General features: G+C 68.4%; 13 protein-coding genes and 1 pseudogene. 7 read left to right on the top strand and 7 right to left on the bottom strand.

Annotated elements, in window-relative coordinates; genetic code table 11:
* Positions 1 to 50: 50 nt before the first annotated feature.
* From AB0436_RS29495 to AB0436_RS29475, 5 genes are all read right to left on the bottom strand, one after another.
* Positions 51 to 947, bottom strand: coding sequence for a Gfo/Idh/MocA family oxidoreductase (locus AB0436_RS29495; protein ID WP_366471002.1), 897 nt, complete (start codon positions 945 to 947; stop codon positions 51 to 53).
* Between the two features lie 30 nt (positions 948 to 977).
* Positions 978 to 2,192 carry an ROK family transcriptional regulator gene (locus AB0436_RS29490; RefSeq protein ID WP_366471001.1) on the bottom strand — a complete coding sequence of 405 codons (1,215 nt, stop codon included), beginning with the start codon at positions 2,190 to 2,192 and terminating at the stop codon, positions 978 to 980.
* 83 nt (positions 2,193 to 2,275) lie between these two features.
* Positions 2,276 to 3,160, bottom strand: a complete 885-nt coding sequence (locus AB0436_RS29485) for a carbohydrate ABC transporter permease (RefSeq protein WP_366471000.1) — start codon at positions 3,158 to 3,160, stop codon at positions 2,276 to 2,278.
* Entirely contained in the window at positions 3,157 to 4,137 is a 981-nt protein-coding gene (locus AB0436_RS29480) for a sugar ABC transporter permease (protein ID WP_366470999.1), read from the bottom strand. The genes AB0436_RS29485 and AB0436_RS29480 overlap by 4 nt, the downstream gene beginning before the upstream one ends.
* A 35-nt stretch (positions 4,138 to 4,172) precedes the next feature.
* A complete protein-coding gene (locus tag AB0436_RS29475; RefSeq protein WP_366470998.1) occupies positions 4,173 to 5,576 on the bottom strand; it encodes an extracellular solute-binding protein in 1,404 nt (467 codons plus the stop codon).
* Between the two features lie 138 nt (positions 5,577 to 5,714).
* Between AB0436_RS29475 and AB0436_RS29470 the strand changes: the two genes are divergently transcribed.
* The 4 genes from AB0436_RS29470 (at position 5,715) to AB0436_RS29455 (ending at position 11,000) form a co-directional block, all read left to right on the top strand.
* Positions 5,715 to 6,761 carry a zinc-binding alcohol dehydrogenase gene (locus AB0436_RS29470; RefSeq protein WP_366470997.1) on the top strand — a complete coding sequence of 349 codons (1,047 nt, stop codon included), beginning with the start codon at positions 5,715 to 5,717 and terminating at the stop codon, positions 6,759 to 6,761.
* Positions 6,762 to 6,853: 92 nt separating this feature from the next.
* On the top strand, positions 6,854 to 7,654 hold the full coding sequence (locus AB0436_RS29465) for a sugar phosphate isomerase/epimerase family protein (RefSeq protein ID WP_366470996.1): 801 nt from the start codon (positions 6,854 to 6,856) through the stop codon (positions 7,652 to 7,654).
* Entirely contained in the window at positions 7,651 to 9,042 is a 1,392-nt protein-coding gene (locus AB0436_RS29460) for a hypothetical protein (RefSeq protein WP_366470995.1), read from the top strand. The genes AB0436_RS29465 and AB0436_RS29460 overlap by 4 nt, the downstream gene beginning before the upstream one ends.
* On the top strand, positions 9,039 to 11,000 hold the full coding sequence (locus AB0436_RS29455; protein ID WP_366470994.1) for a glycogen debranching N-terminal domain-containing protein: 1,962 nt from the start codon (positions 9,039 to 9,041) through the stop codon (positions 10,998 to 11,000). The genes AB0436_RS29460 and AB0436_RS29455 overlap by 4 nt, the downstream gene beginning before the upstream one ends.
* Before the next feature lie 159 nt (positions 11,001 to 11,159).
* Here AB0436_RS29455 and AB0436_RS29450 read toward each other — a convergent pair whose 3' ends face one another.
* The gene (locus tag AB0436_RS29450; protein ID WP_366471027.1) at positions 11,160 to 11,606 is read right to left on the bottom strand and encodes a MarR family transcriptional regulator; all 447 of its coding nucleotides are present in this window, start codon (positions 11,604 to 11,606) and stop codon (positions 11,160 to 11,162) included.
* Positions 11,607 to 11,737: 131 nt separating this feature from the next.
* Between AB0436_RS29450 and AB0436_RS29445 the strand changes: the two genes are divergently transcribed.
* A complete protein-coding gene (locus AB0436_RS29445) occupies positions 11,738 to 11,860 on the top strand; it encodes a hypothetical protein (protein WP_366470993.1) in 123 nt (40 codons plus the stop codon).
* 32 nt (positions 11,861 to 11,892) lie between these two features.
* A complete protein-coding gene (locus tag AB0436_RS29440) occupies positions 11,893 to 14,031 on the top strand; it encodes a SpoIIE family protein phosphatase (RefSeq protein ID WP_366470992.1) in 2,139 nt (712 codons plus the stop codon).
* A gap of 99 nt (positions 14,032 to 14,130) precedes the next feature.
* Here the strand turns inward: AB0436_RS29440 and AB0436_RS29435 are convergent, their stop codons facing one another.
* Positions 14,131 to 14,316: a hypothetical protein gene (locus AB0436_RS29435; RefSeq protein WP_366470991.1), complete on the bottom strand. Its 186-nt coding sequence runs from the start codon at positions 14,314 to 14,316 to the stop codon at positions 14,131 to 14,133.
* Between the two features lie 42 nt (positions 14,317 to 14,358).
* On the opposite strand from AB0436_RS29435, the pseudogene AB0436_RS29430 reads away from it, so the two are divergent.
* Positions 14,359 to 14,602, top strand: a pseudogene (locus AB0436_RS29430) (transposase); the annotation flags it as partial.
* Positions 14,603 to 14,820 lie beyond the last annotated feature (218 nt).

Here is a 14,820-nt window from a genome sequence, read left to right as displayed (position 1 = left end):
GCGCACGCCAGTGCTCTCTGTGCGAGCTTCCCGGTGGACGCACGCGTGCATCAGATCTGATCCAGTAGTTCCTGTATGCGCAGTCCCCGGGCGGCGTCGATCCCAGTCCCAGTGCCGGTTCGTACGGCGGTGGCGAACTCGCGGCGGAGCACCGGCCAGCACTCCTCGTGGTCGATATCCGCCGTGTCGTACACGAGCTCCGCCCCAGGGCCGAAGAGCTCGACGCGGGTTCTGGCGCGGGGGAGGCTGACGCTTCCGGACAGCGAGGCCTGGCTGACTGCGCCGTTCTGGTGTTCGCAGGTCAGCTCGATCCAGCGACGCGGGTCGCCGGTGCCGCGTACCGAGACGATCGGTGCGACGGCGCTGTCCAGCAGGTCCAACAGGTGCGGTCCGAGGTCGAGCAGCGCGCCATGCTGAAGTCGCCAGGACGTGGCGAGCTCACCGCCGAGGAAGGCGCCGTGCAGATAGCAGGACCGGGCACCGGTGACCTCGCGGGTGGCGGCCTCGGCCAGGAACGCTCTGGTGACGGGGTGATACCGCTTGGTGAGGACGAGTTGTGACACCACGTCGTGCTCGGCGACCGCATCGGCCACTGCTCGGGCTGCGGAAAGATCCGCGCCCAGGGGTTTCTCCAGGAGCACTGCCCGTCCTCTGGCTGCTGCGCGGACGGCGAGCTCGGCCTGGACGGCCGGCGGTACGGCGAAAGCGACGGCCTCGCAGCAGTCAAGCAGTTCTTCGAAGGAACCGGCGGCCAGGGACCCCTGTTCGTGCGCGATTTCAGCGGCCGCTTCCGGGCGCCGGGCCCAGACTGCGGTCAGAGTGGTCTCAGGACCGGCGGCGAGTACCCGGGCGTGCATGGCGCGGGCCCAGGGCCCTGCGCCGACCAGGCCGACACGGACCGGGGGGTACGGCCAGGCTTCGTGAGACAGGTCGACCGCTCGGGGCATGGTGTGCTCCAGACAGGTTGCAAGGGTGGGTCAGCCACCCTCGCCGGCGTGGGCGAGAGTGGCGAGCCGGGCGTCGGCCCGGTCGGGGGCGTAGAGGTGGTCGATGACCATGACGGCTGCCCCGACCAGGGCCGCACGGTCACCCAGGGTTGAGGTGGCCACTTGGAGGTGGGCCGTGGTTCGTGGCAGAGCGCGCTGATAGAGAAGTTCGCGTACACCGGTGAGGAACGGTGTGCCCGCCAGGTCTCCCCCGAGCATCAGGACACCGGGGTTGAGAAGGGTGACCACAGTGACGAGTACCCCCCCGACGCGCTGCCCGGCCTCTCGCGCGAGCCGTACGGCGTCCGGCTGTCCGGCGGCAAGGTGGGCGCGCAGATCGGAGGCGGATGCGGTGGGGACGCCGGCGGCGGTCAGCTGTTCGGCGAGGGCGCGGCCGCTGGCGGCCGCCGCCAGGCAGCCGTAGGACCCGCACATGCAGAGCGCGTCGGGGCGGTCGTGGAGCCGGATGTGGCCGATGTCGCCGGCTCCGCCGTCGATTCCGCGATAGATGCTGCCGCCCACGACGACTCCGGCGCCGATTCCGGTGGATACCTTGACCAGGAGGAACGCACCGCAGTCCGGGTGGTTCTCGCGTTGTTCGGCCAGGGCCATCAAGTTGGCGTCGTTGTCGACGAAGACCGGGAGCGGGCCCCCGGTGGGTGGCGGGCCGACGTGGTCGGCGAAGGCGTCGCGAAGCCGTTCGCGTACGGGAAAACGGTCCCAGCCGGGCATGATCGGCGGCTGCACGATCTGCGCCGTATCCCAGTCGACGGGGCCGGGGACGGAGAGGCCGATGCCGCAGACCCGGTTGGGCTCCGTGGCTGCGTCCTCGAGGAGTGGCCCGAACCAGCGGGCGAGCCGGTCCAGTACGAGATCGGGCCCGTCCGCGATGACCAGATCGCCGGTGCGTTCGGCGAGGATCTTGCCGGACAGGTCCAGGACTGCGGCGTGGCCATGCCGGGTATCGAGATCAGCAACGAGTACGACGGCGTGGGTGGGATCGAACTCCAGCCGTGCCGACGGTCGTCCGCCGGTGGAGGTGCCCGCGGCACGGCGCAGCCAGCCGGCGCCGAAAAGCTGATCGAGCCGGTGCCCGACAGTCGATCGGGAGAGGCCGGTCGCCTGTTGCAGTTCGCCGCGCGTGGTGGCCTCACCGCTGCGGATGAGCCGCAGCAGATGTCCCGCGCTCGCCTGGTTTCCTGTCATCCCCGTCGTCCTCGCCTCTTCGGGTGGCGCGCCGACCGGTTGTGCCGGTCAGCGTCGTCGCTGATCTGGTGTCAGGGTCCGTGTCAGCCCTTGTCAGCGCCGCTGGTGAGCCCCTCGGTGAGGAGCCGTTCGGCGGCGAAGAACAGCAATACCACGGGGATGGTGAGGACCACCGACCCGGCCATCAGAACGGTCTTGGGCACTTCGATGCCGTTGGCCAGCTGCTGGAGCCCCAGAGAGACCGTCCACTTGCCCGGGTCGGCAGCCAGAAAAAGGAGGGCGAAGAGGAATTCGTTCCAGGCGATCATGAAGACGTACAGTCCGGTCGCCATCAGGGTGGGGGTGGCAAGGGGAAGGATGATCCTTCGCACGGTCTGCAGACGGGAGGCGCCGTCGATCGCCGCGGCTTCTTCAATACTGAACGGGATGGTGATGAAGTAGTTCTTCAGCATGTAGATCGACACCGGTACGGTCTGCGCGATGTAGACGATCGCGAGTCCGACGAGGCTGCCGGACAGACCCATTTTCGCGAACATGACGAAGAGCGGCACTGCCAACAGCGTGGCGGGGAAGAGATAAACCGCCAGGAAGAGGGCGCTTACATGCCGGCTCCCGAAGAACTTCAGCCGGCTGATGGCGTAGGCGCCGGGGACCGCGGCAGCCAGCGTGAGCAGCACCGTGCCGAGGGCGACGAGCGCCGAGTTGAGCAGCATGCCGAGGAAGCCCTGGCCGCCCTCGGAGGCCGGCTTGAGCACACTTCGGTAGGTGGCGAGGGTGAAGTCGTGTACAGAGACCCAGAGTTGGCCGGGGTCCAGGAGGAGAGCGTCGATCGGCTTCACCGAGAGCAGCAGCATGTAGTAGAAGGGCGCGATGGTGATGACCGCTAGGAAGGCAATCACCACCCAGCGGAGCATGCCGAAGAAGCGGTCCTCGCATTGTGCGCGGGTCATGAGCGATGCGCGAGTCATGCCGACTCCTCCTGGACCTTCTTGCCGAAGAACGTGAAGTAGATGCCCAGCAGTGCCATGAGGACGACGGCGAGGACCAGCGCCTGGGCGGCGGCGGCGCCGACGTCGAACCGGGCGGTGAGAAAGTTGTAGACGCGGACGGCCACGACGTCGGTGCCCGACCCGCCACCGGTCAGCAGATAGATGTCGTCGAACTTGTTGAACGTCATGATGAAGCGCAGGACGGACAGCAGCGCGATGACCGGCATCAGCTGCGGCAGCAGAATGTGCCGGAAGCGCTGGGTGGGGGTGGCACCGTCGACCGTCGCCGCCTCCTCCAGGTTGCCCGGTACGGCCTGAAGCCTGGCCAGCATGAAGAGAAAGGCGAAGGGGAAGTAACGCCAGGTCTCGAAGGCGATCACGGTGAGCAGCGCCAACGGTATGTGGAAGTGAACGCCCAGCAGACCGACCTCGTACGACCGGGTCGAGAGAAAGGCGATCGGGTCGTGCCATCCGAAGAGCTTGCGGCCCCAGTCGTTGACGACGCCGTACTGCGGGCTGAGCGCTACCTGCCACACGAAGGACACCGCGACGACCGGCGCGACGTACGGCAGGAGCATCGCGCTGCGCAGAAGGCCGCGGCCACGGAACGGCTTGCGCAGTGCGAGAGCGGCGACCAGGCCGAGCAGTACGGAGCCCGCGGTCGCGCCGATGGTGTACGTGAGGGTGGTGCCGAGGCCGCTCCAGAAGCCGGGCGAGCCGAAGACCTGCTCGAAGTTGTCGAGGGTCCAGTTACCGAAGAGGCCGTTCTCCTGGATGTCGACGAGCTTGGAGTGCTGGAAGGCGAGCAGGACGGTCCACAGGATGGGCAGGATCACCACGACGAGGACCACCAGGAAGGTGGGGGTGACGAAGGCCAGGCCGGCGCGATTCTCCCTCCGGCCGGCGGACTGCGGGTGGCTGCGGTGCTCTTGGACGCCGCTGTCGGATGTGCTCATGAATGGGTTACCTCGGTGACGGAGCGGCCGTGTGGCTACTGGAGGGACTTCTGAAGGGCGGCCACATCGTCCTGGGCCTCCTCGGCTGCCTTGTCCGGCGGGATCTGACCGCTGGTCATGGCGCCGATGGCCTTGGCGACCGGGAGTTCGCCGTTGGTGGCGCCGACGAGGTTTCCCTGCCCCTGGGCGAGGCCCCAGCGCTTCATGTCGCCCACGCCCTTGACCAGGCTGTCGAGCAGTGAAGGAGGGTAGGCCTTCGCCATGGACGCTCGGTGGTCGACCCCCATCTCGCTGGCGCGCCAGGCTTTCAGGAAGGAGTCGGGGTGGCCGGGGGTGCCGGTGCGGACGGGGATCTTGCCCTCGGGAGCCATGCCGAACCAGTCCTGGTAGCCCTTGCCCATCATGTATTCGATGAACTTTTTCGATGCGCCGGTCTCTGCGGTGCGGGTGACGGTCCAGGAGGTGATCTCACCGAACTGGGCGGGGTCCTTGCTGTCCGGTCCCTTGAGTGAGGTGACGACCCCGGTGTTGCGGGCGAGGAAGGTGCGGTCCTTCTTGCACTGTGGGCAGCTGGGCAGCGAGTCGTTGCGCAGGCCGGCCAGTTCGTCAAGGAGGAACGAGGACCAGACCATCATCGCGGACCGGCCGGAGAAGTAGGTGGCACGGGTGGTGTCGACGGACTGCAGGCCTGGTGCGCCGTGCTTGTGGGCGAGGTCGTCGTAGGCCTTGAAGGTGTTGCGGCAGGCTGTGGAGTCCAGGTCGACTTTGCCCTTCCCGTCGACGAGTTGGCAGTTGTTGGCGAGGGCGAGGTCCTCGAAACTCTGCTGGGTGAAGACGTCCGAGGGATCGGTGGCGAGCGACGCGCCGTTTGTGCCTCCCTTGTCCAGCTTCGCGGCGGCCCTGAGGGCGCTCGCGTAGCTGTCGGGTGGGCGCAGCCCGGCCTTGGCGAACAGGTCCTTACGGTAGACGAGGAGCTGGAGCCAGGCGTCGGACGGGACGCTGAGGCGCGTGCCATGGTCGCCGGTGAGGGAAAGAGCGTTGGCGTTGAAGGTGCCGGGACGCAGATCCTTGATGATCTGTGCCGCTACCTCTGTGTTGAGCAGCCCATTTCCGTACATCTGCCACACCTGGCCCATGGGGACGGCGCCGATGACATCAGGGAGGTTCCCTGCGGCGGCCGCCGACATGATCAGCTGCGGCAACTGTTTCTCGTCAACGCCGACCAGATCCACCTTGACGCCCGACTCCTTCTCGAAGCGGGCGATGACCTTCTTGGTCACAGCCATGCGCGGCGCGAGGTTCTCCTGCGACCACACCGTGATCCGGTTGTCTGCCTTCTTGGCCCCGTCCGCGCCGCCGCAGCCTGCGAGCAGTCCGGCGGCGAGAGCCGCTGCGAGCCCGAACACGGCTGTCCGCGACCGTCGGGTCTTCCACACCATGCTTCATCCTCACGCTACTTATGCACGTTACTGGAGCATCTCAGCACCCCTTCTGCTCCTTGACAAGACATAAGTGTGAGATATCTTCGACGGAAGTCAGCGAGCATCACCCCCCTCTCAGCCATCCGGAGCTCCCCCGTGGAACGCGTTGTCCAGTTCACCGGCCCCCGTCAGGTCGAAGTCGCCGAACACGGGAGTTCCCCGCTTCCCGCCGGTCATCTACGGGTCCGCACGCGCTACTCCGGGATCTCCGCAGGCACCGAACTCACCGCGTACCGCGGCACCAACCCGTATCTGACGCGCACCTGGGACGCCGAGGCGCGCATCTTCCGCGACGGGGTCGCCGGAATCGAGTACCCGGTGGCCGGCTGGGGCTACTCCGAAGTCGGCGAGGTCACCGAGGTCTCGTCCGAACTCATCGGCAGCCCCGGTATGCCGGTCGCCGGCGATGAGGTGTGGGGCATCTGGGGCCACCGCAGCGAGGGCATCGTGCCGGCAGAGCGCATGGTCGGCCACACGCTGCCCTCAGGTCTCGAACCGCTGGCCGGCGCCTTTGCCCGGGTCGGCGCCATCGCATACAACGCTGTTCTCGGCGCCGACATCCACCTCGGCGAGAATGTCGCCGTCTTCGGCCAGGGCGTCATCGGCCTGCTCACCACCCGCCTCGCCCAGCTGAACGGCGCCCGGGTCACCGCGGTCGACGCATTGGACGGGAGACTCACCACGGCCCGCGAATACGGCGCGCTGCACACCCTCAACGCCCGCACCGGTACGGTCGCGGAGGAGATCCGCAAAGCCACCGGGGGGGTCGGTGCCGACGTCGCGATCGAGATCAGCGGTGTCTACCCGGCGCTCCAGGAAGCGATGCGGTCTGTCACCGTCGGCGGCCGGGTTGTCGCATCCGGCTTCTACCAGGGCGACGGCATCGGCCTGCGTCTCGGTGACGAGTTCCACCACAACCGGGTGCAGCTGGTCTGCTCGCAGATCGGCGGTGTTCCGCCGCAGCTCGCGGGACGGTGGACGGTGGAGCGCCTCCAGCAGACCTTCCTGTCGCTGGTGGCCGAGGGCCAGGTCGACGTGAAATCGCTGGTCAGCCATGTGGTGCCGGTGGCGGACGCAGCAGACGCGTACACCCTGCTCGACGAACGGCCCGCGGACGCCCTGCAGATCGTCCTGGAGTTCTGAGGTCCCGTGGCTGCTCCGCATCCCCCGCCGCACCGCCCCCGGACACCACGCCCGGACGCCGAGCGCCACCACTCCAGCGCTGAAAGGCCCCCATGTTGAAGACCGCCTGCCAGGAACAGCTCCTCCCCGGCACCACTCTCCAGGAGAAGTGGGAGTTCGCACAGGGAGCCGGCTATGACGCGATCGAACTGCGCTCCAAGGGCGACTTCCAATTCCGTGACCGTCTCCCCGGGTTGACGCAGGCCCACGCCGATGGCGTCGTCATGCCGACCGTCTGCGTCGACATGCTGCACTTCTTCGCCGCCTTCGACGACTCCTTGCGCCGCGACGCACTGGAACAGTTGAAGTCACAGCTCAGCGTGGCGGCCGAGATCGGCGCCCTGGGCGTGCAGACGCCCGCCTCGTACGGCATGTTCTCGCGCAGGCTGCCGCCCTTCGAACCGCCGCGTACCGAGGAGCAGGACCGTGAGGTGCTGATCATGGGCCTCACCGAGCTCGGCGAACACGCCCGCCGGGAGGGCGTGAGCCTTTACCTGGAGCCGCTCAATCGGTACGAGGACCATATGGTCAACCGCCTCGAACAGGCAGCCGAGCTGATCCGAACAGTGGGCATCGACGCAGTACGTATCGGCATCGACAGCTACCACATGAACATCGAGGAGGGCGACCCGTCGGCAGCCATCCTGGCCGCAGCGCCCTACATCGGCCACGCCCAGGTCAGTGATTCCAACCGATTCCAGCCGGGCGCCGGGCACCTGGACTGGCCCGCCTGGCTCGGTGCGCTGCACAGCATCAACTACGACGGGTACCTCGCCGTCGAATGCCGGCTGACCGGCGACCCTACGGAGGCCGTCCGCTCGATCCCCGCGTTCCTCCGGAGGTCCGGCGCGTGACGTCGCTGCTCGAAACTCCCGCGCCCGCCGCAGCCGATGGCCTGACCCTTCGGCGCGGTGCGGCGCGGGTCCTGCTCGCCAACTGGACGGGAACATCGACGGTCCCTTCCCGTGGCCTGTATCCGCACCAGTGGAGCTGGGACTCGGCCTTCATCGCGATCGGCCTGCGCCATCTGTCGGTGCGACGCGCCCAGCGCGAACTGGAGAGTCTGGTCGGCGCCCAGTGGGCCGACGGACGCCTCCCGCACATCGTCTTCAACCCGGCTGTCCCCCTGGACGCATACTTCCCCAGCCCCGATTTCTGGCGTTCCTCCAGCGCCGGCGCGACGACGGGCGCCCCGGCGGGCACCGAAACCTCAGGGATCGTGCAGCCCCCGGTTCACGCCCTTTCCGCGTGGCTCGTTCACTCTGCCGACCCAGAAGCCTCACGCCGACGCGGCTTCCTGCCCCGGCTCTACGGGCGGCTCGCCGCCTGGCACGACTACCTCGCGGGTCCCCGCGACCTCGGCAGCGGCGGGCTCGCCGCCGTGGTGCACCCGTGGGAGGCCGGGATGGACAACAGTCCGTGCTGGGACGGCCCCCTGCAACGCGTGGAACCGTCCGTTCCCAGCTCGTACCGGCGCGCCGATCTCGATCACGGACAGCCCGCGGAGCGCCCCACCGATCTGGACTACGGCCGCTACGTACGTCTCGCCGGCGACTACCGCGACCGGTTTTACGCGGACTCCGGAGAGAAGCACGCCTTTGCCGTCGAGGACCCCTGCTTCAACGCGCTGCTGATCGTCTCGGAACACGCTCTCGCCCAGATCGCCACCGCGACTGGAGCCGACCCCGCCCGTCACGAGCGCCGGGCCGCGCAGCTGACCGACGCGCTCGTGGCGCGCCTGTGGTCCCCCGCCGAGGGAATGTTCCTCTGCCGGGACCTGGTGGGGGACGAGCTCATCCCCGAGCGCAGTATCGCCGGGCTTGTCCCCCTCATCGTGCCCGGGCTCCCCCGGGACCTGGTGGACGCACTCCTCGGAACGGCGGCGGGCACCGGCTTCCGGCTCGGTGAGGTACCGATGGCACCCTCGTACGACTTCACCGGCAACGCCTTCGACGGGTCCCGTTACTGGCGCGGACCCGCCTGGTTCAACACCAACTGGCTGCTGGAGCGCGGTCTGCGCGAGCACGGGCAGACCCGGGAGGCGGACCGGCTGCGCACATCGATGCTCACTGCCGCGGGCGCGTGCGACTTCGCGGAGTACGTGGACCCCCTCACCTCGCAGGCCCTGGGGACCCGCGACTTCGCATGGACGGCAGCCCTCACCCTCGATCTGCTGGCCGCCGCCCAGTCCTCAGAGGTGACCGGCCGTACAACCGGCCCCACGAACGGAGTACGTACGTGAGCACCACAGCGGACACCATCCTGGTCCGTGCGGGCACCTTCGCCATCCTGGGTGCCGACGGCGGTATCACCGGCAGCCGCGGCGCATCGCCCGACGGGATGTTCCGGCAGGACGCAAGGCATTTGAGTCTCTGGTCCCTGACCGTGGACGGCACGGCCCCGACGGTGCTTGTCCCCTCGGCGGGAGAGTTCTCCACCGCTTGTGTGCTGACCCCGCCGGGCACCCGTGACGAGCCCCCCGCGTACACCGTCTTCCGTGAACAGTCCCTGGCCGACGGAGCCCTGGCGGAGCAGCTCCGACTGGTCAGCAACCGGTCGGAGACCACCACGGCGGTGGTCGGGCTGACCGTGGATGCCGACTTCGCCGACCAGTTCGAGCTACGCTCCGATGAGCGTCAATACGACAAGGACGGCGCGCAGCGCAGCGCCCGTGTGGTGCCCGGCGGAATCGCCTTCACCTACGAGCGCGGTGACTGGCTCTCCCGTACCACGGTGTCCGCGACTCCTGACCCCGATATCGTCGTGCCGGCAGACGGGCAGGACACCGCGCACCGGCTGGAGTGGCGACTGGAACTGCCGCCGCTCGGTGCGGCGGAACTACTGCTGACGGTGACGGCGTACCCGCACGGCGGGGCGGCCCCGGCAGCGGTGACCACTCCGGCGGAGACCGCCGCGATCTGTGCCGCCGATGTCGCGGCCTTCGTCGGTGACGCGCCGCTGCCGATGCCCCAGGACGCGCCCCCCGCTCTGGCGGCAGCCTGCTCACGCGGCCTGCGCGACCTGGCAGCGCTGCTCGTCCCCGTCACGGGGCCGGAAGGCGAAGAGCTGAGAGTCCCGGGCGCCGGCGTCCCCTGGTTCCTCACTCTCTTCGGCCGTGACTCCCTGCTCACCTCTCTCTTCGCACTCCCGTACCGCCCGGAACTGGCCGCGGCGACCCTTGGCGCGCTTGCGGCGACGCAGGGCAGCCAGTACGACCCGGAGCGCGGCGAGCAACCTGGTCGCATCGTTCACGAGCTCCGCCGCGGTGAACTGGCCAGTTTCCGCCAGGTGCCATACGGCCGCTACTACGGATCGGTGGACTCGACCCCACTCTTCCTGGTCCTCCTGGGCAGCTACACGCAGGCCACGGGAGACGACACGCTCGCCGCTCGCCTGGAACCCCAGGCCCGTGCAGCCATGGCGTGGATGTTCCGGGACGGCGGTCTGGACACCGGAGGCTACCTGGACTACACACCCGATCCCAACGGACTGATCAACCAGAACTGGAAGGACTCCGCCGGAGCTGTCTGCTTCGTCGACGGCACACAGGCCGAGGGCCCGATCGCGGTCGCCGAGGCCCAGGGATACGCCTACGACGCAATGGTCCGCACCGCACATCTGGCCCGTGCGGTCTGGAACGATGCGGACTATGCCGACCGACTCCAAGCCGCCGCCACCGGTCTACGGGACCGCTTTCTAAGGGACTTCTGGATGCCGGGACCCGACTTCCCGGCCCTGGCGCTGGACGGACAAGGGCGGCAGGTCGACTCGCTCGCCTCCGACGCGGGACACCTCCTGTGGTCGGGCATCCTCGAAGAGCGCCACGCGCACCGCGTGGGACGGCGCTTGCTGGAACCCGACTTCTTCTCCGGCTGGGCCATCCGGACCCTGGCTACTGGCCAGCCCGGCTACCACCCGCTCTCCTACCATCGTGGCAGTTCCTGGCCGCACGACAACGCAATCATCCTGCTCGGGCTCGTACGCTGCGGCCTGGCGGAGGAAGCCCGAACGGTCGCGCTCGGTCTGCTCGACGCGGCCGCACACCACGGTCACCGGCTGCCCGAGGTGATGGCGGGCTACGGACGCACCGACCACCCACAGCCGGTGCCGTACCCGCACGCGTGTTCGCCGCAAGCCTGGGCAGCGGCCACTCCACTGGCCCTTCTCACCGCGCTGCATCAGACGGCCTTGGCATGTTGAACCTCACCGTGACCGCCGAGCGGGCCCCCGGGGCCTCCGTCGATGGGGTTGTCAAAACTGAGCCTGGGTTGTGCCCATCACACTCTCGGACGGAGCTGCGGGCCTCTTCGTAGTCCGGCTCCGGTATCGGGCCCCTTCTTGCACAAGTCCGTCCGCGGATCAGTCGCGGGCCAGCCGCTCCAGTACGGTCATGGCGGCGATCACGGTCCGGCGTTCTTCTTCCGTGCACTTGTCCTGCAACTGGTGGGCGAGCCATTCCTTGTGGGCCTGCCGCCCCTCCTCCACCCGGCGGTGGCCCTGCGCGGTCAGCGCGATCAGCAGGCGCCGCCCGTCGTGCGGATCCGGGCTCCGCTCAACCAGCCCCATCGCGGTAAGCGATGCGACCGTCGCCGTTATCGACTGGTGGCGCACCCCCTCGGCGGCGGCAAGCTCACTGGCCGTGATGCCCCCCTTGCCGGACAAGCGGACCAGGACGGACGCCTGGCCCAGGGTGATGTCCTCGGCCTCGGAGGCGTTCAGGATGCGGCGCCGAAGGCGGCTGATGACCGCGCGGACCTCCCGCGACGCCTGAACCGCCGAGGGCGACAGGCTCGGGTTCTCACTCATGGGTTCCCCGCTCATATCCACAGCCTACGCTGTACAGGTTGTCCTGTACAGAATGTCTGCATAATATGCCGTCGCCCTGTTATGGAGAAAGCGGGGTCTTACCGGCCAACGAAGTCATCGCGCACGACCCGATGCCGGTCATCGCCGGGCTTACCGCGTACTGCCACAACACCTACGCCTACAGCAGCTGGGCGCAGCAGGGTTACGACGGAATGGTCACCGTGGTGAGGGGCCTGCGCAAAAGCGGTGTCTGACGCACAGACGGGCAAGGGCGATAATTAGTGGCATGAGCAGACCGCCTTCGGATGACGGCGCTACGGGGCAGGATTTCGATATCAACCTCGCGGCCCTGGAGACGCTGTTCAGCGCGTCCCCCGTGAGCCTGTACGTCTTCGACCGCGAACTGCGGCTGGTGCGCTACAGCCCCGCGGCGCGCGATCTGCGGGGAGTATCGCCCGCCGAACTGCTGGGGCAGCCGTTCGCGGACGTGGCGCCCGGATACGACGTCCGTGCAATCGAGCAGGTCCTGGCACATGTCCGGGACACGGGCGAGGCGGTGGTCGAGCAGGAGGTCACCGGCCGCCCGCTCGGAGACCCGGACCACGAGCACGTCATGTCCTTTTCGGCCTTTCGGCTGGCCGATGCCGCCGGCCGCCCACACGGGGTGGTCGCCCTGGCCACCGATGTGACGGACAGGGCCCGGGCACGCGCGCGCCTGGGCCTCGTCCATGCGGCCAACGCGCGGATCGGCACCTCTTTGGACGCCGCCCGTACCGCCCGGGAACTGGCCGAGGTCGCGGTACCGGAACTAGCCGACACGGTGACGATCGACGTGCTGTGCTCCGTACTCGCAGGCGAAGCGCCTCAGTCCGGCGGGGTGGATGTGGGCCTCCCCCTGCGCCGACTAGCTCTGCGGGCCGCACGCGAGACAGACCGGGGTATCCATCCCGTGGGTGACATCAGCGTATTCGGCGCCGCCTCACCCCACGGTCAGAGCCTGGCCGACCTGCGTCCGCGCCTCGTCCGTGACCTGGCACAGGACAGCGGCTGGCTGGCCCAGGATCCCGCCCGGGCCGAGTTGGTCCAGACCGCGGGCTACCACTCGCTCATGGTGCTGCCGCTGACCGCATGGGGAGTCGTCCTCGGCTTGGCCTCCTTCTACCGGTGGAGCGACAAGGGCCCCTTTGAGGAGGACGATCTGACCCTCGCCGCCGAGCTCGCCGACCGCACAGCGCTGTGCCTGGACAACGCCCGGCGATACGTGCGCGAACACACCGTCGCCGATACCCTGCAGCGCAGCCTGCTCCCGCCTCGGCCGCCCACCGTCACCGCGTTGGAAGCCGCCCACTGCTACCTCTCCGGCGGAGCCGGCAGTGACTGGTTCGACGTGATCCCTCTGTCGGGAACGCGCGTTGCCCTGGTGGTGGGCGACGTCGCAGGACAAGGTATCCAGGCGGCGGCAGCGATGGGCCGCTTGCGCACTGCCATCCGTACGCTGGCTGCACTCGACCTGGCGCCGGACGAAACGCTCGCCCGCCTGGACGACCTGGTGCTCGACCTGGCGAAGGAATACGCCCAACCCCCGCACTCGCCGAAGCAACCGCCCGTCGGAGCCACCTGCCTCTACACGATCTACGACCCCATCTCCCGGCGCTGCACCCTGGCCCGGGCCGGCCACCCGCCGCCCGTACTCGTCCACCCCAACGGGGACGTGCACATCATCGACGTCCCCGCCGGCCCGCCGCTGGGACGCGGCAGCCTGCCCTTCGAGACCGCCGAGCTGGAACTCCCCGAGGGCAGCATGATCGGCCTCTACACCAACGGCCTGCTCAGCGGCCAACCCGACACGGACACGGCACTCCTCAGGCTCCAGCGCATGCTGAGCACCGCCGGACCCTCCTTGCAGGACACCTGCACCACCGCACTGCACACCCTGCTGCCCAGCCACCCACTGGACGACGCCGTCCTGCTCCTGGCCCGAACCCGCACCCTGCAACCCGACCACGTCACCTCCTGGACGCTGCCCACCGACCCCGCAATCGTCGCGACCGCCCGCACCCTGACCAGCCGCCAACTGGACACCTGGCAATTCGACGACCTGGCCTTCACCGCCGAACTGGTCGTCAGCGAACTCGTAACCAACGCCATCCGCTACGCAAAAGGGCCCCTCACCCTGCGGCTGATCCACGACCGCACCCTCATCTGCGAAGTCTCCGACCACAGCAACACCGCCCCCCAACTCCGCCACGTCCGCACCACCGACGAGGGCGGACGAGGACTGTTCCTCGTGGCACACATCACCCAACGCTGGGGCACCCGCTACACCACCGAAGGAAAGACCATCTGGGCCGAACTACCACACAGCCAGCCCACACCAGCCCCCGACCCGGAAACCCTGGCGTCAGCCGAAACACCGAAGAGCTGACCTGCGCCGCCTCCCAGCCAATGACGCGAAATCCTGCGCCATCAACACCAGGGCACAGACGAAAGCAAGACACACCACTCGCTCTTCTTCAGCGGGTCGTCACTCGATCTCGGAGTCGAACTCGAGCACCACCTGTGGCAGTGCCTTGAGGACCGTCGTGGAGTGGTCGAACTGCCCGACATCGCTCAGCTGCTGGTCGGCCCCGTGGGAAGCCAGCTGACGTTGGCAGTACAGGGAGTTCGCAAAGGAGACGTCCTTGTCGCCCCTGGCGTGGAAGAGGTGCACCGGGACTGCGGGCCGCCAGTCACAGGTGGTGCGCTGGACTTCCATCTCACCGCCGGACAGGCAGGCGACGCGCCCGGCGTTCATGCAAGCGATGGCACGCTTGCGCATTCCCCGCCGCCGTGAACGGCCCCGCATCAGGCTGCATATCGTCCTGGCCGACAAGGCGTATGCCTCCCGCGCGATCCGCAGGCACTTGCGCAAGCGCGGTACCCGGACGGTGATCCCCGCCCGGGCCGACCAGCGACGTCACCGACTGCGGCGGGGAAGCCGGGGTGGCAAGCCCCCGGCCTGAAGCAATGGCGCGGCCTCACCACCCGTTACGAGAAGACCACGACCATCTACTTGGCCGGACTCCACGTCGCGGGCATCTTTCCCAGGTCCGTTCGGCGACCAAACGAACCCGCCTAGTTGTATTGACCCGCAGGGTTGTTGACGCGGGTGACGGGGGGCCGGCCTCCGAGTGCGGTATGGCAGCGATGGTAGTTGTAGTTGTGCAGGAAGCCT

This window comes from Streptomyces sp. NPDC051322, assembly GCF_040689485.1.
Classification (GTDB): Bacteria; Actinomycetota; Actinomycetes; order Streptomycetales; family Streptomycetaceae; genus Streptomyces.
The sequence above is the reverse complement of the archived record's forward strand: the minus strand, read 5'-3'. Positions and strand labels throughout refer to the sequence as shown.